Genomic DNA, 20,231 nt, shown 5'->3' with positions numbered 1-20,231 from the left:
AGAGAAATATAACTGCTAGCAAGTTTCTCCAATTAGATTAAGGATCTTTCACTTGCTGTATTAAAGCTAATCCAGTCTGATCGCCGATCTTGTAGAGTGCATTAATGAACTGTAACGCACATTTTTGATGTTTATTTATTAATGCGTGACGCTGCGCTAACACCTGCTACTACTGTTGGGCGATCGCATAAGCAAAATTATTTTTGCGCGATCGCAAACAAAGCATCTAAAGCGATCACCACATCAGGAAAAGCTTGCATAGTAGCAGTAGCATCGCTATTCAAAATCAATTCTTCACGATAGCTTCCATCCTCTGGTTGACGGAATATGTAAACTTGTCGTTTTTGTAAATCGAGAATCCAATATTCTAAAACTTGGTTTTTGCCATAAATACGCGCCTTTTGCTTGCGATCTTTTGAGATAGTCCAATCAGCAACTTCTATCAACAGATAAATATCAGGGGCTTCAGGATGTCTAAATGAATACTCATTAGCATCAAACCTGATAACAGCAATATCTGGTTCTGGCTCAGAATCATTCCCTAATGTCACGGGTAACTGTATGCGAATTTCGGCGCGATCTCCTAGCAATTTAAATAGTAATCTACTACTACGTTGCACACTTGCCGCATGAAATGGTCGTTGTGGACTCATACAAACAATTTTTCCTTCCAACAGTTCTACGCGATCGTCCTCATCCAAAACTCCCACCTCAATCATTTGATGATAGTCCGCGATCGACCAAAGATGAATTTGAGGCTCTTGTTCCTGTTCTGTTTCAATTACAGTCGCTTGCATGATATTTCTGCTCACAGCCTAGTTATGTTGATTTTAGCAAAAATAATAAAGCCGTGTGACTTTAGTGTGAGTTTTGTTTAGGCAATAAAGTCTAAAAGAGTGATGGCGATGTTTTTCACTTTAGACTTTGGTATTAAATAGAAGTCTCTTTAATACGCTATCGGCTGATAGCGTATTAAAGAGAAGACTAGATGACTACAAAATTTACCAACTTCCCTACAACTGCAATCACCTTCTTGATCTCCTTACCTTCAAGATACTTCTGCGCCGCTTCCGAGCTGCGGGCATATTCCTCTAAGGCTTGCTTGTCATTGCTAGCGCTAGATGGTACTTGGAGGCTGCCGCGAACTTTACCGTTGATTTGAATTACGAGCGTAATCTCATCAACAGTAAGTGCTTCTGGAGCATGAGTGCGCCAAGTTTGCAAATGAATCGATTCTTCGTGACCGATGAGCGCCCAAAGTTCCTCAGCAATGTGTGGCGCAAAGGGAGCAAGCAAAGTTAAGAGAGTTTCCACACCTTCCAAGAAAGTTGCGGAACTCTTATCTTCTGCATCTTGCAAAGCATTGCTGAGCTTCATCATTTCGGAAATTGCGGTATTGAGCTGATAACCACCATCGAAATCTTCGGATACTTCCTTAATTGCGATGTGAATGGCGCGGCGCAAGTTCTTATCAATCTTTTTGGAGATGCCATGCTGTTTAGTTTCTGCAAAGCTAGAGACTAAGCGCCAGACTCGATTTAAGAAGCGTTGTTGCCCTTCTACGTCCGCGTCTTCCCATTCCAAATCCTTTTCAGGTGGAGCTTTGAAGAGTGTGAACATTCGCAAAGTATCGACTCCATACTTTGCGATCGCTACTTCAGGAGATACCCCATTACCCTTAGATTTGGACATCGTGGCATATAGCGCTTGTAAAGGTTCGCCTGTTTTCGGATCTTTGGGATCTGTAGGATCGACTAAAGCCGAGGGAACCCATTTGTCTTTGCCGCTTTTGTTGGGGTTCATGTAGGTTAACCCTTGTACCATGCCCTGAGTGAGTAAACGCATAAAGGGTTCATCGAAATTGAGTAAGCCCCGATCGCGCAAAACCTTAGTCACAAATCGCGAATAGAGCAAGTGCAAAATCGCATGTTCTACGCCGCCAACATATTGATCGACGGGCATCCAGTTATTGATGGCATTGCGATCGCCTATTTCCTGATCGTTCTTAGCATCGGCAAAGCGCAAGAAATACCAAGATGAATCGATAAAGGTATCCATCGTGTCGGTTTCACGCTTGGCGGCTGTGCCGCATTTGGGACAAGGGACATTTACCCAAGAGTCTAGTTGGGCTAGGGGTGATGCGCCGCGACCTGTGAGTTCGACATCCTCTGGCAATGCGATCGGTAAATCTGCATGAGGAACGGGAACGATGCCGCAGCTAGGGCAATGAATGACAGGAATTGGACAGCCCCAATATCTTTGGCGGGAAATCAACCAATCACGAAGGCGATAGGTGATTTTGGCAGTTCCCCATTGCTTTGATTCCGCAAGTTTGATGATTTTGGTTTTCGCTGTTACGGAATCTAATCCGTCAAATTCACCTGAATTGACCATAGTTCCAGATTCAGTATAGGCAGCCTTTAGTTCTTCACCATTGGAGTTAGGCGCATTAATTACTGTTTGGATTGGAAGGTTATATTGTTTTGCGAAGGCAAAATCGCGGACATCATGGGCAGGAACTCCCATGACTGCGCCTGTTCCATATTCAAATAGAACATAGTCCGCAATCCAGATGGGAACTTCTTTTCCTGTAAACGGATTAACTACACTTGCGCCGATCGCTACGCCACGTTTAGGACGATCATCAGATGTGCGATCGATTTCGCTGAGATTTTTGACTTCTTGAATAAATGCGTCAACGGCTTCTTTTTGGGCAGTGCTAGTCAATGTCTCGACTAAAGGATGCTCTGGAGCAAGCACGACATAACTCACGCCGTAGACTGTATCGGGGCGAGTAGTGAATACTGTGATTTTTTCGTCACTGTCAACAATTGGGAAACTTAGCTCTGCGCCTGTGGATTTGCCGATCCAGTTGGCTTGCATGATCTTGACATTGGATGGCCAGTCGGTGAGCTTATCCAAATCTTGCAAAAGTTGTTCGGCATAGTCGGTGATTTTCAAGAACCATTGACGCAATTTGCGCTTCTCAACGATCGCACCCGATCGCCAAGATCTACCCTCATTATCAACCTGCTCATTGGCAATTACAGTCTGATCGATTGGGTCCCAGTTAACCTTTGCTTCTTTTTGATAAGCCAAACCTGCTTCTAAAAATTGCAAAAAGATCCATTGAGTCCATTTGTAATAGTCGGGCGAACAGGTCGCTAACTCGCGATCCCAGTCGTAGGACAAGCCCACTTGTTGAAGCTGCGATCGCATATTGGCGATATTTGCGTAAGTCCATTTGGCAGGATGGGTATTGCGATCGATCGCTGCATTTTCCGCAGGCAATCCGAAAGCATCCCAGCCCATTGGGTGTAAAACTTGATAGCCCTGCATCCGCTTATATCGAGCGATGACATCGGTGATCGTGTAGTTGCGGACATGCCCCATATGCAGATCCCCTGATGGATAGGGAAACATTGACAGCGCGTAGAATTTCTTTTTTTGACTACTACCTGTCGCGCCAACTGCATCATTATTTACTTTGTCAAGCTGCATCTGTGCCCAAACTTTTTGCCACTTGGGTTCGATCTGCTGGGGGTTATATCTGGTTTCCATCACGTATCAGTCTGTATGCGAATATGAAGGTGAGCAACACACCGCGCCGCTCACCTTTGTTCTTAATAATACTAAACATTCAGCCCGATCAAAATGAAAGTGCCAGATTACCCAGAAAATGAAGAAATTCGTATAAGTGCATTGCGATCGCTAAATATTCTCGATACGCAACCAGAGGAACGCTTTGATCGATTGACTCGACTTGCTAAGCGGTTATTTGGTGTATCGATCGCAATGGTTAACATGGTTGATATGAACCGACTCTGGTGCAAGTCTTCTCAAGGTATAGGCGTAGAAACATCTGAATATTCCAGAGCGACATCATTTTGCGGTCATGCAATTTTGGGGGATGATATTTTTGTTATTCCTGATGCCTTAATGGATCAGAGGTTTTTGGATAATCCATTTGTGCTGGGTGATCCTAAAGTGCGCTTTTATGCTGGAATTCCCCTCGTTATTACTAATGGTTGCAAGGTTGGTACTCTCTGTTTAGTAGATCGAGATCCACGTACATTTAGCGAGGAAGATCAAGGGCTGTTACGTGATCTTGGGCAGATGGCTGAGCAGGAGATGGCGGCTGTGCGGATGGCAACCATTGACGAATTGACACAAATTTCTAATCGCAGGGGATTTATCGCCCTATCTACTCATGCGCTAAATTTGTGCAAACGATTAGAAAAGCCAGCTTCACTATTTTTCTTTGACCTAGATTTATTTAAAGAAATTAATGATCGCTATGGTCATGCTGAAGGCGATCGCGCCTTAATTGGTTTCAGTCAAATCTTAAAAGAAGCTTTTCGTGAGTCTGATGTGATTGGTCGGCTGGGTGGCGATGAGTTTGTCGTTTTATTGACCAATGCCGATCATCAACAAAGCAAATTAATTTTGAGCCGTCTTGAGCAAATCAGAACAGACTTTAATAAAACCGCTGCTCGTGGCTACGATATTCTCTGTAGTGTTGGTATTGTTGCGTTTGATCCTAATCGTCATCAATCAATCGAAGATCTTCTAGAAGATGGCGATCGCTTGATGTATGCCCAAAAGCAAACCAAGCGTCCAAAGTCCTTACAATAAACTCAATAATAATTACAAATAAAATTACAAATAACCATGTCCCCTGATTATATAAAAGCTCAATTAATTTTGCTGATTTCAATTGTTGCAGCGATCGCCTTTGTTGGTTGCATTTATGAATTGTCATACGGTGCGCCAGATTTCGGCTTTGCTACCACTTGGGCAATTTTGCTAATCAGCTTACCTGTAGGTGTCTATAGCTTTGTCAAGGCAGTCAGTCTCGCGCGAAAATCTATGCAATAAAATTTATGTAATCACCAAAAAGGTGCGCCAAGCGCACCTTTCGTCGAATAAAAATCCACCGTGATCTTAGGTGAACTACGATGACAGCCCAATTAATTACACCAAACTCCACATCTAATGTGTATAAGTTCACAGTGCAGCAATATGAGCTGATGCACGAAGTGGGTGTATTTGCTGAAGGCGATCGCCTTGAACTAATTAATGGAGAAATCAGAGTAATGTCGCCCATTGGTAGAAAACATGGAGCTTGTGTGGCGAAAACAACTAGAGCTTTTCAAATCAAATTAGGCAATCGGACGATTATCTGGGCGCAGAATCCAATTCGCTTGAGCGATCATTCTGAACCACAGCCAGATTTGGCGATCTTGAAATTACGTGATGATTTTTATGCAGAGGCTTTGCCTACGCCTGACGATATTTTGTTGCTTATCGAAGTTGCGGATAGCACGATCGCTTATGATCGTGATGTCAAAAGTCCTCTTTACGCTGCGAACGGGGTTCCAGAGATGTGGCTATTTGATGTGAATAAAAAATTAGTAGAAGGATATTCACAACCATCAGCATCAGGTTATAAGAGAATGCAGCGCTATGAAAAGGGAGATACTCTGTCGCCGCTTGCTTTTCCTGAGATGATTTTTAACTGGTCAGAATTATTTTAGTTGCTGTGAAAACCAGATAGCGGCTTCAGTATTAGTTTTTGTGGATAACATTTGCATCGTTTGTTCCAGTAAGGCGATCGCTAAATTTGGTAATATCTGAGAAGTTTCACATTGTTGATAAGCACCTGATTCATCTAATTGAAAAGCAAAAATGCGATCAGCACGGACATCAATTACCCAATATTCCGTAATTCCTAAATCTGCGTAGATTTGCTTCTTTTGATCTAAATCGATTGCCAAAGTCGTATCTGAAATTTCACCCACTAAATCTGGTGATCGCCATTGATCGAGATTAATAAACCGAGATTGTCCGTCTTGCCAAGTGGGAATATCATCCCCAACATACACAACAATGTCAGGTGCTGCCGCCCTAGCCCCTCTTTTTTCCATCTGACAGCCACCAAAAGTACTCAACTTCAAATCAGGGAATTTGATAGCGCAGATATACAAAATAAATGCAAATAAATCGCCAAATTTAGCGTGATTAATTCCTTCTGCACCCATTTCTACCCACAAACGATAATTATCAAAAAACAACTTACAGCGATCGCTCTGTTCGTCATCTCGCAGTGCCTCATAATCTTCCCAAGTTGCCAGATGCCATTGCTGAGGAAGCTTTAGCTTTGTCGCTAAAATCATCTATTCAACTCCTAATAGCCCAAGTACTTACGCCTAATATTCAGTTTAACACCCAGCTAAAAATTCGATTTGTATTTACAGTGTGTTTTTGATTTCCTAGGATAATCGTATAGACAGACCCAATATGTCATTGTTAAGAGGAAGATAGATGCAATGACTATACAGATGAGTGTTTCACAATAAGGTAAAAGATGTTTTGAAGATTTTACTAGTTGAAGACGATCTACATTCTACGGAGCTACTTTCGCAGCTACTAGCAGAGTCGCATTACACAATTGATTCTGCTCTCAATGCTAAGACTGCGTGGCAATACATCGAAACCTATACCTACGATTTGATCATTCTCGATGTTATGTTGCCTGATAGTGATGGTATTGGACTATGTACCAAGCTTCGTGCTGCTGGTTACAATACCCCCGTGCTATTGCTAACCGCAAAGGATAGTACCAACGATCGCGTGATGGGTTTAGAGGCAGGTGCGGATGACTATGTGGTGAAGCCCTATAACTTTCAGGAATTATTGGCAAGGATTCGGGCGTTATTAAGGCGCTATAGCGATCGCGATAATCTCATTCAGGAATTAACGTGGGAGCGGCTTCATCTGGATATTAGAACAAATACATTTAGTTATAACCTGAAACCTTTCCGCTTAACCCAAAAGGAATATCGGCTATTAGAGTTGTTTCTCAGACATCCCCAACGAGTATTTAGCCGTAGTGCTTTGATCGATCAGGTGTGGTCGGCGGGAGAGTTTCCCAGTGAGGAGGCGGTGACAACACATATTAAGGGATTACGTCAAAAGCTGAAGGCGGCGGGACTGCCTATAGATCCGATTGAGACATTATATGGATTGGGATATCGCCTCAAACCTGAGCCTTTTCAAGCTGCGGAGATACCTGATGTTCAGCCTGTAGTCACAAATCCTTTGTCTGAAGAAAGCCCATCGCAGATAGATAAGGTGCGAGTGCTGGAGGTAATTGCGATTGTGACTAAGAAGTTAATCGCAATTTTGCCAGAGTCGATCGCGCTTTTACGTCGAGTAGCGATCGCTTTAGATGAGGGCAACTTGGACGAAGATTTACGCTATGACGGATATATGGAGGCGCATCGGCTCATTGGATCGATGGGTTCTTTAGGTTTTCCAGAAGGATCGGCGATCGCATTTCAGATCGAGCAGAAACTCAAAAGTGATTTTGCTTTAGTGCAGACTGATCCGCCGATGTTGCAGCAATTAATTACTGATTTAGAAGCAAGTACTTGTGACCCACTTAAGACTGTAAGTCCTAGCATTTCTACATCTCAGCCCCAATCTCATCACCCACAACAACAGCAAGGCGATCTCTCCAAAGTAATGATTGTCGATGACGATCCGCATATTCTGACGATTTTGCGGGCTTTACTGGAAAATTGGAATCTTGAGGTGATCACTTTGCAAGATCCGCAGAAGTTTTGGCAGGTTTTGGAATCCACTTCTCCTGACCTGCTGATTTTGGATTTGATCATGCCAGACTGTAACGGTATGGATTTGTGTCAATCCATGCGAACATCTTCGCTATGGAAAGATTTACCAATTGTGTTTTTGTCGGCTCATCACGATCGCGAGACAATTCGTCAATTGTTTGTTGCTGGAGCAGATGATTATCTCAGCAAGCCAATTGTGGAGGAAGATTTGTATACACGCATTCTCAGCCGTTTAGAGCGTAGTCGTCTGAGGCAGGCGGCAGATGGGAATGGGCATACACACCATTATGGTTAAGAAACCATTTACTGCGCTTTGCGCTTAAACCCAAACCAAGAAAAAATTTAAAAGCGTTGCGAAGCAACGCTTTTAAATTTTTTCTTGTGGTTCGTTTGATCGGTAATTGCTGTAAGAATTGAGCTAGACCCTTAAAAAGGGGGAGAATTTAATTCCTCCACCTTTTTAAGGGGGATTGAGGGGGATCTCTTGGAGCTTTTGACCGCAGAAAGTAATTCTTAAATGGTTTCTAAATATCCCCACATCGACTTGATTCCTTCAGATTGTCTTCATTTTTATAGGCTATGCTAAATATACTTATTGTCTCAAGTTGTGCAAATAAAGTATTTTCTCAATATTGCCCGAAATCATGCCAGATTCATCTTCCAATCCGATCTCTAGCTCGATTTCTCAATTCACTCGCAAAATGAGGCGATCGCAACAGCAGGAAATTTTAATTGCTAAAATTGCGCTTCATATTCGGCAATATCTCAGTATAGAAGATATTGCTAACTCGATTGTCCAAGAAGTACGTGCATTCTTAAATGCTGATCGTTCCATTGTTTATCAGTTCAATCCTGACATGACTGGAACTGTTGTCGCAGAGTCAGTTCTCTCACCATGGAAACCCTGTCTAAATCAACACATTGACGAGTGCTGTTTTCAAGGCAATCTCGGTGGAATGTATCGAGAAGGGCGAGTTTTCTCGACTTCAGATGTTTATAAGGCTAACTTGCATGAATGCCATCTGAACCTAATGGAACAGTTTCAGGTAAGGGCAAATTTAGTCTTACCAATCCTCATAACTGATAACCAAACTCAAACTTTATGGGGGTTGCTAATCGCCCATCAATGTGAGTCTCCACGGATTTGGGAAGAGTCAGATATTCGCTTACTTCAGCAGTTATCGGTGCAGTTAGCGATCGCGATTCAACAAGCTGAACTCTATCGCAATCTTCAGATTGCAAATCTCTCTTTAGAGAAAGAAATTGGGGAACGCAAAAATGTCGAACTTGCACTTCAGCTAGCTAACGCAAACTTAGAAAATCGTGTGGTTGAGCGCACTGCCGAGCTATATCAACGCCAACAGGAATTTATCGCCCTTGCCGAGAATTCGCCGAACGTGACGCTTCGCCTCGATCACCAAATGCGTTATCTCTATGCTAATCCAGCCGTAGAAAGAGCTACAGGTATCCCCGCTAAAGAGTTTCTGGGTAAAACCCTGCGCGAAATGGGATTCCCTGAAAAGAATGTAGCCATGCTTGAATCTGCTGCTCACAGATTGCTCGAAACTGGTCAAGACCAGCGATATGAAATCGAATATCCATTTCCAGAAGATCAGAGCATGGGATATTATCGCGCTCATCTCATTCCTGAATATGCTTCAGATGGCGAAATTGCCACGATACTATCGATCTTCTATGACATTACGCAGAACAAACTGAATGAAATCGCTCTCCAAGAATCAAACCGTCGTTGGCAATATTTACTAGATAATGTCAGTTTAATCGTAGTGGGTTTGAACTGTGGGGGAGAGGTGGAATATATCAATCCATTTTTGTTAGCGCTTACAGGCTATGACATGGAGGAAGTAATCGGCAAAGACTGGTTCTCTCAATTTATACCCCAGATCGATCAATCGGAGATCAGAGAGGGTTTTTCTAGCCTACTGATTAATGACTTTCCGAAATATTATCAAAATGCCATAGTCACAAAGGCTGGCGAAGAAAGAATGATCTCTTGGAACAATACTATTCTGCGTAATCAAGAAAACGAAATTATTGGAACCCTGAGTATTGGCGAAGATATTACTGAGAAATTAAAAGTTGATCGGATCAAAAGTGAATTTATTTCCATTGTTAGCCATGAACTCAGAACTCCATTAGCTTCGATTCGGGGCGCATTAGGCTTGATCTCTTCAGGTGTATTGGCTAATCGACCTGAGACTGCCCAAAACATGCTCAATATTGCCTCCTCAGATACCGAAAGATTAGTGCGGCTGGTTAATGACATTCTGGACTTAGAGCGTTTAGAATCTAGCAAAGTCACACTTGATCGCAATTGGTATGATGTGCTTGAGCTATGTCAACAGGCGATCGAAACGATGCAGGCGATCGCAGCCGAAAGCCAGATCGAAATATTATGCAATGTCCAGCCACAGCAAGTTTTTGCCGATCGCGATCGCCTCGTCCAAACCTTAGTTAATTTGCTCAGTAATGCCGTTAAGTTTTCGCCACCTCAAAGTCAGGTGCAACTTGAAGCCGAACAAATTGCTAATGAGATTGTCTTTCGAGTATGCGATCGCGGGCGTGGTATTCCAGCCGATCATCTCGAAAGTATTTTTGAACGATTCCACCAAGTCGATGCTTCCGATTCACGTCAAATGGGAGGCACAGGCTTAGGTTTGGCGATCTGTCGCAGTATTGTCCAACAACATGGTGGCAAGATATGGGTCGAGAGTGTATTGTCAGAAGGCAGTACCTTTTCATTTACCATTCCCCATCGCATAAGCTAAGAATAATTGTAGAGTCGAGCGAAGCTCGACTCTACAATTATTGGTTTTTTGGACACCATTTAAGAACTGTCTAGATCCCCCCCAGCCCCCCTTAAAAAGGGGGGAGAATTTAATTCTTCCCCCTTTTTAAGGGGGATTGAGGGGGATTTCTTAGAGTCACAGTAGAAAGTAATTTATTTGATTTGCAATCCTAAGAGGAGATTCTAAATTTATGACGACCAAATCAATTTTACTTATTGATGACGAGCCAAATATTGCGGAAGTCATTGCTGTATGCCTAGAAAGCTTTAAAGGATGGAAAGTACAAAAGGCTAATTCTGGCAAAGCAGGACTTAGCCTTTTGGAAACCCTCAAGCCTGACGCAATCCTCCTTGATGTGATGATGCCGACAATGGATGGCATCACCGTCTATCAAAACTTGCAAAAAAATCCACTTACTCAAAATATTCCCGTAATCTTCTTAACAGCGAAGGTACAGGTAAGCGATCGCGAACGATTTGCCCAGTTAGGAGTAGTAGGAACAATCGCCAAGCCCTTTGAGCCTCTCAAAATTTCCGATCAAATTGCCGAGATGCTTGGTTGGTAATTCCGATCTCTCAGATTGTCCTCATTTTTGTTTTTTACACTAGTGACTAGTAATTAAAAAACAAAATGGAAACGCAACGTGCATCTAGTAAAACGATTTTATTGATTGATGATGAAGACTACATTCTCCAAATTGTAGAGGCTTGTATAGATAATTTCAGCGATTGGCGACCAGTGATCGCGACTTCTGGCGACAAAGGATTAGCCGCAGCAGCTCAGGCAAAACCTGATGCAATTTTGCTGGACATGATGATGCCAAATATGGATGGGTTTACCTTCCTCAAAAACTTAAAAGCCGATCCTCAACTTGCTGATATCCCTGTTGTACTTATCACCGCTCGCGTAGATCTGCTGGAGCCCCAAAAACTTACCAAACTGGGAGTCAAAGGCGCGATCGCCAAACCCTTTAGTGCGATCAAAATCGTTCCTGAAATTACCAAGATTTTAGGCTGGTAGCTGCGATCGCTTAGCAACATTTTTGCCCAAAAAAATGATTTTTATTTCAGTACAACGAATTATTTGAAAAATACTTCACTAACTACAGATTCTCCTCATCATTCCCTCATTATCTTTTTTAAATCAAGCTCTGTTGTTTGATATTGCAGCTTAGGTCACACAATTTAACTTTATGAAAAACATCAATCTCTTTTATCAATGTCACGTTACTGGTCAAGATTCTGCAATTTGGCAACTGCAATGTCATTTACGCATTATCTATCAACAGTTTGGACAGCAAGTCGTGATCGTCTCACCCCAAAACTGTGAAATTGGTTGGTTTATTCCATCTCAGATTGAAAAGCTTGCCACACAGATTATTCAGGATTTTCAGCTTAATCCTAATCGTCTAACTTGGATTGAGCATGACCCTAATTATGACAGCAGACAAATTTGCACAGAGTACAGTGAAGTCACATTTAAATGGCAACAATTGAATGCCACCAATGCACAGTGGCATTCAATCTCCAATGAGTTAGTATCCTCCTTAATCGCAGACACCGACTATAGCGACTCTTGGAGCAAAATTCATTTATTCACAAACCCTTCGCGACTACTCCAAACAAATTCTTATTTGCAAGAAATAGAAGATTTTACGCCACACGTTCTCTCGGCATAATTGCAAACTAAAAGAGAGTGGCGGTGCTTTGCACCGCCACTCTCTTTTGGTTTTGAGCACAAGCGATCTAAATTCCTGCCTTCACAAAAAACTGCTCTGATGTCACAGCCAAGTTAGGAAATATCTCATCTGTTAATAGCCGATCGCGGCGATAAGTCTCAGGTGGGCGATCGACAAAAAACACGGTCAGACTTCGCATCGGTGGATAAACTACCCACACTCGATCAACTCCAGCATTCAAATAGTCCATCGCTTTCTGGGCTAACTGATTAAAAGTCTGTTCGGGCGATACAATCTCAATCACCAACTCAGGCAATACAGGACAAGGAGTATCCTCACGCCAATCTACAGCAAGGCGATCGTGAGAAACATATAGCAAATCAGGTACAGGAACCCAATCTTGTCCACGTCGTTTGAGGACTACCGACCACTCGACCCTCACTCGCCCACGTCCATCACACCATGCCGAAAGCTCGACCCAAAACACAGTTGTTAAAGAAGAATGAAAAAACTTTGGTGACATTTTTTTTATGCAATCTCCTTCAAATAGTTCATAACTTCCATCAAGGTCGGGCAATTGCAAAAATTGCTCTAATGTCAGCTTTTGCTTTACTTCTGATTCAGGCGTAGTTTTTTCAATAACAACAATGGTCATTTTTTCAACTCCTAGCTGTGATGATTAGCCAACGAGATTTGCGATCGCCGTGATTAAAAAAGGTACAGCCGCCGCATCCCAAAAACCTTCAAAACTTCGCTCAGTCAATAATTGTAAATGTAAAGTAAAAGCATGGGGAAACCCATTAACTTCAAGGCTGATATCTTCAGTTTCCAACGTACAACAAATCTTCTCGCCGTCCGACAGCTCTGCTGCCATAATCTGCATCGTCTCGGCAAGTTGTGATGCTAGCTTACAAAAATCTTTAAACTCACGTTCAGTTAGCTCGATCGCCCAACTGTCAGTCCCCACCAATCCCTTATACAAATCGACATCCGAGCGCAGACCAATCCGCCAACCTTCACCGCTTAACAACTGCTTAGATGTATCTTGAGATGCGAAATTTAGCATAGTAATTAGCAAAGTTGGCGGTGCTAAGCGCCGCCAACTCTAGGGCTTTCAGTCGCTCAAAATTTCAGGCTGGGAAATTTCGTCAGACATTTCCATAATGGCGCGTAAAATCGGCTTCATCATGCGATCGTCATAGTCATCATCTTCATATCGTCTGAGTTTGGCGCGGTTCGCAACTTGAACGGTAATGCGATAACGGTTAGAAGATGCGCTTATCAGTTCTTCGACACGACGAATAATTTGCGATGAGTCAATAGTGTATCGTTTTGCCATAAAACCGAAAGAAAATGGGTCTTTTAAGTTTAACGCGATCGCGCTCATCTTGATCAGATGCAGATTACAAACTTGGAATATTCCCACTAATAAGTAGATGTACATGATTAATCAAAGCAGTTGATCAGAAAAAATTTCAATCAACCAAGTTTTGTGATGTAATATGATGGTCTCGCATAGCTATTATTTGGGGCGGATTCTTCAAATCCATGACTGCAAAGAAAGTACTGGTAATTGACGACAGCATCATGATCCGCAAAATGGTTAAAAGCATTTTGTCGGGCAAATATGATGTCTTAGAAGCAAGTGATGGCAAATCAGGTTTAGATGCTGCTCGCCGAGCCTTTCCTGACCTAATTTTGCTCGATTTTGTGATGCCCAAATACAATGGCTATCAAACCTTACAGGCAATCCGTCGTGTTGAAGGATTACAAAAAGTCCCTGTAATCATGATTTCGGGACTCAAAGAGCAAGTCACCGAGCATGTACCTGAACCGTTCACTGAGTTTGATTTCCTCGAAAAGCCCTTTGAAGCGGATGTATTAGTTGCCCGCATTCAGAACTTTTTGACTCCTGAGACTGCTCAACAAACAAGTTCTGCGGCAACTTCTCGTACTGCACCTGTATCTACTGTGCCTAAAGAGATGCCTCGTGCTGAAGAGCCTAGTCTACAAATGATCGTCAATCGCCTGACCGCGACTGAGACTTTGCTAGTACAAGGGATAGAGAACTTGATTCAGCGCGAAGTTGTGGCGCGGTTTATCGAGTTAAATACTCGAATCGAGCATCAAGACAACGCGATCAAATCCCTGAATCAACGCATGGAAAAAATTTCAGAACAAATTGATCACCAAAACAAAGGTTTGATGGTAATTCTGCGAGAGCTAAAATCCTTGCAAGGCAAATAAAAAAGGGTAGTCGCTAAGCGACTACCCTTTTTTATTTTGACAATTATTTTAACGAGTTGCGATCGTTTCTATCTTAGAAGTATCGACTACTACAACTGGAATATTGGCATCAGAGTTAGTGATCGCATTGTCATCTTCACCATTAGGTGTGGTCAGATAAAGCACGACAAGTGGCAAAGCACCAACAGCAATCCCTAACAAAGCCGGGATATAAAATCCTGCATTAAAGCTCAGGATCAATGCAAACATGAAATTTCCAGCATATATAATCGCTGGGAAAGTGATTTGCTGACGGTTGAGAATTGGTTGATTATTTTTGCCCCAAATTAGTGATGCAACGGTCATAAATAATGAGCCAGTTCCAAACCAACCAAAAAAGTTTTGGTAAGGCATTCCATAAAATTCGCCTGCTTGATGCCATTCCCAGAAAGGATAAGGAGTTTGGCTCATCGCGGGATCAAGTACAAAGTCCCATGATGTCAGCATCAAAGCGCCGAGTGCGATCGCGGCAATCCTATAGCCCCAACCTGTACCGAAGCGCATCAAAGTTGCAGACAGTAAGAAGGCTGAGAAGCCCATATAGAACCATGAAAGGGGAATTGTAAATGGGACTAAGCCAGCGATTTTGTAACCTAATCCGCTCAGATAGGCATAAGCACCAAAAGGAAACCCTGTACTAGTTCCTAATAATTCGCTGCTTACTGACAATCCGATCGCAGGAATGCAAAACGCAAGAGTACGCTTAAGACCGATAGTTTGCTTACCGTAAAGAAATGCGGCGATCGCACCAAAAATCATGTAGGATGCGCCGCCATTTTGCATTCCCCATGAAAAGACCTGCAAACCAGCTTCAGATAAGCTTTCAATAAACTTGGTATTTGGTAGTACAAAAATCAAGCCAAAAAGACCAAACACCATTGAAATTAGGTGCATTCCTAAATTAAGCCATTGTGCGGGGATCGCTCGCCTCATCACGCCATTTACTCCCAGAAATAGTTGAAATTTACTTGTTTACTGCATTTTGATCTGAAACCAGAAGCAATATTTTTGTTGCAGGTGCTGCTGTAAAGCAGCACCTGCAACAAAAATATTGCGGCTCTCTTGATCGCAAATCTCTGTAAGTTTGAATTTTGCTTTAAGTAACTTAACAAAAGTATAAGCTAGCATACCATTCATTTTTGAGTTTGATGTTTACAGTGCTTAGGGACTTATACAAAATAATTGCTCCCAAAAATGTGGTGGCGGGCTAAGCCCGCCACCACATTTTTGGGTTTTATATATTATTTTTCCTTGGAGCTCCCTTAAACAGAGAAAATAGCGCCGCTAAAAGCTACTTCCTCTGTTTATTTTGCTGCCCAAGCGGCTAAAAGCAAGAGAGAAAAGGCGATCGCAAACCATAAAAAATTATTATTGCTATTGGTGTTGGGTTTCTCTAGAGACACTTCACGAAATGGCTTTTTCTCAGTATCACTTGAACTTTTGCTTCTAGCGACGGGTTTAGATTGATAGGTATCAGGCGACTGTAAAATCGGCACTTCAGAGACAACTCCATCCAATTTGCTCAGTTGCGGTGCAGTTAAAACACCCAACATATAACGTGCTGATTTCCGCACACTATTAGTTGGGTGTTTTTTGAGGCCGCGACATATGGCGATCGCTTCCTCCGTTTTACCAACCGCATCGTAGGCATTGGCTAGCCAGATCAGAATTTCACCGCCCAATGTAGTTTCTAAAATAGCTAAAGCGCGAGCGCGATCTAGCAGGGCGATCGCCTGCTGATAGTTGCCACTCTCAAAGTTACTCACCCCTTCTTGATATAGTTGCGATGCTAGTTGCTCAGCACTGATTTCTTCGGACATAAAATAATATGATGATTAGTCGCAAGCATCTTACCTTCTCAATGTGCTTGCTTTCTCTCCTAAATCGTTAAATTAGGGGTGTTTTTGAACGACAATCGACTTAAACCAATTTTCTAAATCAGCTACATTTTTAAAATCCAACAATGCTTCTCCGAGAGATTCTAACTGCGGTAAGGAAAGCGATCGCACTTTTTGCATTTGAGGAGGCGTGAGACTACCGCAACGGCGAGTCAACTGGCGGATTACCATATTGGCTTCTCCTATTTGCAAACCAAATTGTTCACCTTCGCGGCGACCGATTTGTTCACCTTCGCGGCGACCGATTTGTTCACCTTCGCGGCGACCAATTTGTAGGACTTCCTGATAAAAACGAGTTTTAGTGATGTCAGCTTCTCTAAGATCGAGCATTTTCTGGATTTCCTCTATGCTTAATTCAGGAAATTTATTTACTAGTATAGCTTCTACCAAATCTAGTTTTTGTCGAAATTCTTCAGCTGTCTCGATACCGCCTAAAATGCTCTGAGCTAATGATACGACCTCGTTTTCTGGTGTTACTATTAGTTTCAAGATGGCTAAATTGGGGCTTAGGTTTTCTTGAGTTAGTAAATCGTCTAAATATAATCTTTGGACTTGCTTGTTGAGAAGGGTTTGATAGGTTCTTTCTGAGCCTAAATCTTGACTGCGATCGCGCAAGATCAGAAGTCCTCGCCAAAGTCTTGTGATTTTATATTGATGCAGATAAACAAATAAGCCACTAAAGTAACGACCATAAAATTCTTGATCTCGTTGCATTTGGGCTTCGAGAAAAATGATCGGTAAATCAGGATTTTCACTAACTGGTGTTAGCAATCCATCCAAGCGAATTTCTTTTTCCTTGACAACGGGAGCGCTATATTCAAATTGACAATCTTCAGGTATATCCGATAACAATTCGGCAATCAAACTGGGTTGGCTTAAGAAGATTCGGTAAAATAGCTTGTCGGTTTTCATAGATCAACAAAAAATTTCATAAGTTAATTCATCTCGCCAAGAGCCTGTGATGCTTTTAAAGCATGGACAATTTGATAATTGGCAGCAGGTAATTGATAGCTATCTAATTCGTCAACGGTTACCCAGCAAATTTCTGAACAGGCGAGCGTCTGCGGTTCTCCCGAAATATGACGACAGTGATGCACAATCAGACTTACCCGCAGCGTTTCATATTCAAAATCAACTGTGATCAAATGATCGCCAACTTCAACATCGATCGCCAGTTCTTCTTGCAACTCCCGCTTAATGCATTCCGCCGCAGTTTCATGTCCCTCAATCTTGCCGCCAGGAAACTCCCAATATCCCGCCAGTTCACCTTCAGGCAAACGGCGATCAATTAGAATACGTTGGCGATCGCAATCCCAGACCACACCAACACCGATACATCGATACTTTTTAGTTGTTAAATCAGTCATCAAATTAGTCATCCATAAAGTCCAAGCCTTTAGACACTGGAGTTAAGCCTTTTTCTGCTAACCATTCTGGGTTATACATTCGGCTCTGATATCGACCACCACCATCACAGAGAATTGTCGCGATCGTGTGACCTTTGCCCAGTTTTCGCGCCAACTTGACAGCACCAACTGCATTCAACGCCGCCGAACTGCCGATAAATAAGCCATCATGCTTTAGCAAATATTGTGACATCTCAATTACTTGCTGGTCGGTTCCTTGGAAAGCCCCATCTAATCTAGCGCGGTTAAAATTTGCCGTTGCTCGGTTAATGCCAATACCTTCTGTAATTGAATTACCCTCAGCCTTAAATTCGCCCGTTGTAATATAGCTATACAAACCTGAACCAGTCGGGTCAATTAAATAAGTTGCGATCGCAGAATTTTGTTCTTTTAGATAAGCTGTCACACCACCAATTGTGCCTCCAGTCCCAGAAGACATAACGATCCCATCCAGTTCTCCAGCAGTTTGACTCCAAATCTCAGGAGCAGTTGTGTAGTAGTGTGCATCCGAATTAGACATATTCTCAAACTGATTTGCCCAGAAAGCATTTTCAACTTCTTCGGCTCGTTTTCGAGCAACATGATAGTAATTATCAGGGCTAGAGAAAGGCGCAGGATTAGTGAGTTCTACTTGAGCACCCAAAGTCTTGAGCAAATCAATTTTTTCTTGCGATTGATTACTAGGCATCACAATCACACTGCGATAACCACGCGCATTAGCAACAAGAGCGAGTCCAATACCAGTATTACCTGCCGTACCTTCCACAATTGTGCCACCAGCTTTGAGTGTTCCTGCTTTTTCAGCCTCTAACACCATAAACAAAGCAGCTCGATCCTTAACACTACCACCAGGATTCAGAAATTCAGCTTTCCCTAAAATAGTGCAGCCAGTTGCTTCTGAAAGAGACTCAATTTTAATCAGGGGGGTATTACCCACAGAGTTAGCAAAACCAATACGAATATCGCGTGTCATGGAATATTACAAGAGATGAACTACAGCAAAGATTTACAACTTGTTTATTAACTTCAGTATATTTGGGTCTGTAATTAGTTATATAGATATTTGCAAATTTGAGTTTTCTCGGTTTATTGCAGTTACACCCCATTTATTGCAAATAAACGCGCTAGATTAACCAAATCTTGAAAATTAAAATTAGCGATCGCTATATATGCAACGAATGCATTACTTACCAAGCATTACAGATGCTTTACAGACAATATAAGTTCTATATTAAGGTAACCATATGAAATTCTTAGTTGCTATTGATGGCTCTCAAGCTAGCGAAAATGTGCTTGCAAAAGCCTTGACTTTTGCTGCTCCGCTAAAAGCCGAAATTGTCTTGCTGACTGTAGTTGAACCACTCAGCAGCTATATTCCTGAAGTCATGCTGCCCACTGGTGATTGGGTCGGCTGGCGCGGACTTCCTGACATAGAGCTAGAGCGTAAAATTTTGAATGCAGGTCAAGCTCTGCTGCAAAAGGCTCAAGACACTTGTCAATCTGCACAGGTCGATGGTCGTACCAGATTGGAAATAGGTCAACCTCGTGATGTAATTTGCTACGTGGCAAAAGAGGAAAATCCCGATTTATTAATAGTGGGATCGCGAGGATTGGGTTCAGTCGAAAGGCTGATGCTGGGTAGCGTCAGCGATTACGTATTGCACCATTGTGCTTCACCAGTTTTAGTCGTGCGCTAGAATTTAGATCTCCATACATTGTCGATATTAAAAACTGCGATCGATACCTTGGATAATTATCCCATCCGTCAAGTTCTTGTCTGTCAGTATCTCACCTGTACAAAAGATGGTGCGGCTAAAGTTTTGGCAACATTACAACAGCAAAAAATTGCAAATGTAAGTGTAGAAGCTTGCGGATGTATAGGACTATGCGGCTCTGGCCCAATAGTTGTTGTGTTACCAGATAATGTGTATTACTGGCATGTTACGCCTGAAAAATCTCAGGCAATTATTGAAATGCATTTACTTGGCAATGTAGAGATCCCCTCAATGATGCATCCTCGATTACATCCTAACTAACGTCGGTTTGAGTTAAACTTCATAAATTTATTTACATTTATAGCCGTCGCCAAGCGCACTAGAACATAAAACCCAAGAATTGATTGGCGGCGCGAAGCGCCGCCAATCAATTCTTGGGTTTTGATTTGTTCTAAGACAAGTGATACCAAAACACAAAGTGGCGCAGCCATTTTGTGTTTGTATAGTAAAAAAAGGGAAAGATAGGACATATTTATATATGGCTTTCCTAGCAATAGAGCCTTTTAGATGCTAATGCTATGTCCTAACTAGATCTTTTTTTGCTATAAAACCCTTACAGGGTTTGGTCATACCAATTCACAGAAGTGTTGTCACACTTTTGTGAATTGGTATGACTGCAACTATAGCAAAGAAAGGGATAGTTAGGACAATTGACAGAAGGCTTGCTGTACGGCATCCCATAAACTTTCACATTTTCCTATAATCTTACTGACATGATGTTTTAACCTTGCCCAAAATTTC

Annotated in this window: 23 protein-coding genes; 11 read left to right on the top strand and 12 right to left on the bottom strand. The window is 42.3% G+C overall.

The features are described from left to right. Positions 1 to 197 precede the first annotated feature (197 nt). Both CQ839_RS12995 and leuS read right to left on the bottom strand, forming a co-directional pair. The gene (locus CQ839_RS12995) at positions 198 to 797 is read right to left on the bottom strand and encodes a Uma2 family endonuclease (protein ID WP_103668711.1); all 600 of its coding nucleotides are present in this window, start codon (positions 795 to 797) and stop codon (positions 198 to 200) included. A 187-nt stretch (positions 798 to 984) separates the two neighbouring features. Beyond that, on the bottom strand, positions 985 to 3,561 hold the full coding sequence (gene leuS / locus CQ839_RS12990; protein WP_103668710.1) for a leucine--tRNA ligase: 2,577 nt from the start codon (positions 3,559 to 3,561) through the stop codon (positions 985 to 987). Between the two features lie 93 nt (positions 3,562 to 3,654). Between leuS and CQ839_RS12985 the strand changes: the two genes are divergently transcribed. The 3 genes from CQ839_RS12985 (at position 3,655) to CQ839_RS12975 (ending at position 5,537) form a co-directional block, all read left to right on the top strand. Further along, entirely contained in the window at positions 3,655 to 4,635 is a 981-nt protein-coding gene (locus CQ839_RS12985; protein WP_103668709.1) for a diguanylate cyclase, read from the top strand. A 36-nt stretch (positions 4,636 to 4,671) separates the two neighbouring features. Further along, positions 4,672 to 4,878 carry a hypothetical protein gene (locus CQ839_RS12980; protein WP_103668708.1) on the top strand — a complete coding sequence of 69 codons (207 nt, stop codon included), beginning with the start codon at positions 4,672 to 4,674 and terminating at the stop codon, positions 4,876 to 4,878. An 80-nt stretch (positions 4,879 to 4,958) separates the two neighbouring features. After that, the gene (locus CQ839_RS12975; RefSeq protein WP_103668707.1) at positions 4,959 to 5,537 is read left to right on the top strand and encodes a Uma2 family endonuclease; all 579 of its coding nucleotides are present in this window, start codon (positions 4,959 to 4,961) and stop codon (positions 5,535 to 5,537) included. On the opposite strand, the gene CQ839_RS12970 is transcribed toward CQ839_RS12975, so the two are convergent. Beyond that, positions 5,529 to 6,176 (bottom strand): Uma2 family endonuclease, encoded by a 648-nt coding sequence (locus CQ839_RS12970; protein ID WP_103668706.1) that lies wholly within the window; start codon positions 6,174 to 6,176, stop codon positions 5,529 to 5,531. The two genes, CQ839_RS12975 and CQ839_RS12970, sit on opposite strands and share 9 nt — an antisense overlap. Positions 6,177 to 6,372: 196 nt before the next feature. On the opposite strand from CQ839_RS12970, the gene CQ839_RS12965 reads away from it, so the two are divergent. The 5 genes from CQ839_RS12965 (at position 6,373) to CQ839_RS12945 (ending at position 12,125) form a co-directional block, all read left to right on the top strand. After that, positions 6,373 to 7,932 carry a response regulator gene (locus CQ839_RS12965; protein WP_181016194.1) on the top strand — a complete coding sequence of 520 codons (1,560 nt, stop codon included), beginning with the start codon at positions 6,373 to 6,375 and terminating at the stop codon, positions 7,930 to 7,932. A 349-nt stretch (positions 7,933 to 8,281) separates the two neighbouring features. Continuing rightward, positions 8,282 to 10,426: an ATP-binding protein gene (locus CQ839_RS12960; RefSeq protein ID WP_103668704.1), complete on the top strand. Its 2,145-nt coding sequence runs from the start codon at positions 8,282 to 8,284 to the stop codon at positions 10,424 to 10,426. 211 nt (positions 10,427 to 10,637) lie between these two features. Further along, entirely contained in the window at positions 10,638 to 11,012 is a 375-nt protein-coding gene (locus tag CQ839_RS12955) for a response regulator (protein ID WP_103668703.1), read from the top strand. A 65-nt stretch (positions 11,013 to 11,077) separates the two neighbouring features. Continuing rightward, entirely contained in the window at positions 11,078 to 11,467 is a 390-nt protein-coding gene (locus CQ839_RS12950) for a response regulator (protein ID WP_103668702.1), read from the top strand. Positions 11,468 to 11,639: 172 nt separating this feature from the next. Continuing rightward, positions 11,640 to 12,125, top strand: a complete 486-nt coding sequence (locus tag CQ839_RS12945; protein WP_103668701.1) for a hypothetical protein — start codon at positions 11,640 to 11,642, stop codon at positions 12,123 to 12,125. 67 nt (positions 12,126 to 12,192) lie between these two features. Here the strand turns inward: CQ839_RS12945 and CQ839_RS12940 are convergent, their stop codons facing one another. From CQ839_RS12940 to CQ839_RS12930, 3 genes are read right to left on the bottom strand one after another with little or no spacing between them, the layout of a single operon-like run. Next, positions 12,193 to 12,780 carry a Uma2 family endonuclease gene (locus CQ839_RS12940; protein ID WP_103668700.1) on the bottom strand — a complete coding sequence of 196 codons (588 nt, stop codon included), beginning with the start codon at positions 12,778 to 12,780 and terminating at the stop codon, positions 12,193 to 12,195. Positions 12,781 to 12,804: 24 nt separating this feature from the next. Then, positions 12,805 to 13,191 (bottom strand): DUF1818 family protein, encoded by a 387-nt coding sequence (locus CQ839_RS12935; protein ID WP_103668699.1) that lies wholly within the window; start codon positions 13,189 to 13,191, stop codon positions 12,805 to 12,807. A gap of 48 nt (positions 13,192 to 13,239) precedes the next feature. After that, a complete protein-coding gene (locus tag CQ839_RS12930) occupies positions 13,240 to 13,464 on the bottom strand; it encodes a DNA-directed RNA polymerase subunit omega (RefSeq protein WP_103668825.1) in 225 nt (74 codons plus the stop codon). 209 nt (positions 13,465 to 13,673) lie between these two features. On the opposite strand from CQ839_RS12930, the gene CQ839_RS12925 reads away from it, so the two are divergent. Beyond that, positions 13,674 to 14,372 (top strand): response regulator, encoded by a 699-nt coding sequence (locus tag CQ839_RS12925; protein ID WP_103668698.1) that lies wholly within the window; start codon positions 13,674 to 13,676, stop codon positions 14,370 to 14,372. A gap of 48 nt (positions 14,373 to 14,420) precedes the next feature. Here the strand turns inward: CQ839_RS12925 and cruF are convergent, their stop codons facing one another. From cruF to CQ839_RS12900, 6 genes are all read right to left on the bottom strand, one after another. Then, positions 14,421 to 15,344, bottom strand: coding sequence for a gamma-carotene 1'-hydroxylase CruF (gene cruF, locus CQ839_RS12920; RefSeq protein WP_103668697.1), 924 nt, complete (start codon positions 15,342 to 15,344; stop codon positions 14,421 to 14,423). Between the two features lie 39 nt (positions 15,345 to 15,383). Continuing rightward, on the bottom strand, positions 15,384 to 15,539 hold the full coding sequence (locus CQ839_RS25140) for a hypothetical protein (RefSeq protein WP_181016193.1): 156 nt from the start codon (positions 15,537 to 15,539) through the stop codon (positions 15,384 to 15,386). 176 nt (positions 15,540 to 15,715) lie between these two features. After that, complete coding sequence (locus CQ839_RS12915; protein WP_103668696.1) at positions 15,716 to 16,231, bottom strand: tetratricopeptide repeat protein; 516 nt, start codon at positions 16,229 to 16,231, stop codon at positions 15,716 to 15,718. Positions 16,232 to 16,303: 72 nt separating this feature from the next. Next, positions 16,304 to 17,221, bottom strand: coding sequence for a DUF2887 domain-containing protein (locus tag CQ839_RS12910; RefSeq protein WP_103668695.1), 918 nt, complete (start codon positions 17,219 to 17,221; stop codon positions 16,304 to 16,306). 23 nt (positions 17,222 to 17,244) lie between these two features. Then, entirely contained in the window at positions 17,245 to 17,676 is a 432-nt protein-coding gene (mutT, locus tag CQ839_RS12905) for an 8-oxo-dGTP diphosphatase MutT (protein ID WP_103668824.1), read from the bottom strand. Between the two features lie 4 nt (positions 17,677 to 17,680). Beyond that, positions 17,681 to 18,688, bottom strand: a complete 1,008-nt coding sequence (locus tag CQ839_RS12900) for a cysteine synthase A (RefSeq protein ID WP_103668694.1) — start codon at positions 18,686 to 18,688, stop codon at positions 17,681 to 17,683. A 271-nt stretch (positions 18,689 to 18,959) separates the two neighbouring features. Between CQ839_RS12900 and CQ839_RS12895 the strand changes: the two genes are divergently transcribed. Both CQ839_RS12895 and CQ839_RS12890 read left to right on the top strand, forming a co-directional pair. Further along, positions 18,960 to 19,412: a universal stress protein gene (locus tag CQ839_RS12895; protein WP_103668693.1), complete on the top strand. Its 453-nt coding sequence runs from the start codon at positions 18,960 to 18,962 to the stop codon at positions 19,410 to 19,412. An 18-nt stretch (positions 19,413 to 19,430) separates the two neighbouring features. Next, positions 19,431 to 19,751, top strand: a complete 321-nt coding sequence (locus CQ839_RS12890; RefSeq protein ID WP_258040727.1) for a ferredoxin — start codon at positions 19,431 to 19,433, stop codon at positions 19,749 to 19,751. The last annotated feature ends 480 nt before the right edge of the window (positions 19,752 to 20,231 follow it).

The organism is Pseudanabaena sp. BC1403, assembly GCF_002914585.1.
Taxonomy (GTDB): domain Bacteria; phylum Cyanobacteriota; class Cyanobacteriia; order Pseudanabaenales; family Pseudanabaenaceae; genus Pseudanabaena.
Note: the sequence above shows the minus strand (reverse complement) of the source record. Positions and strands in the feature narration are given on the sequence as shown.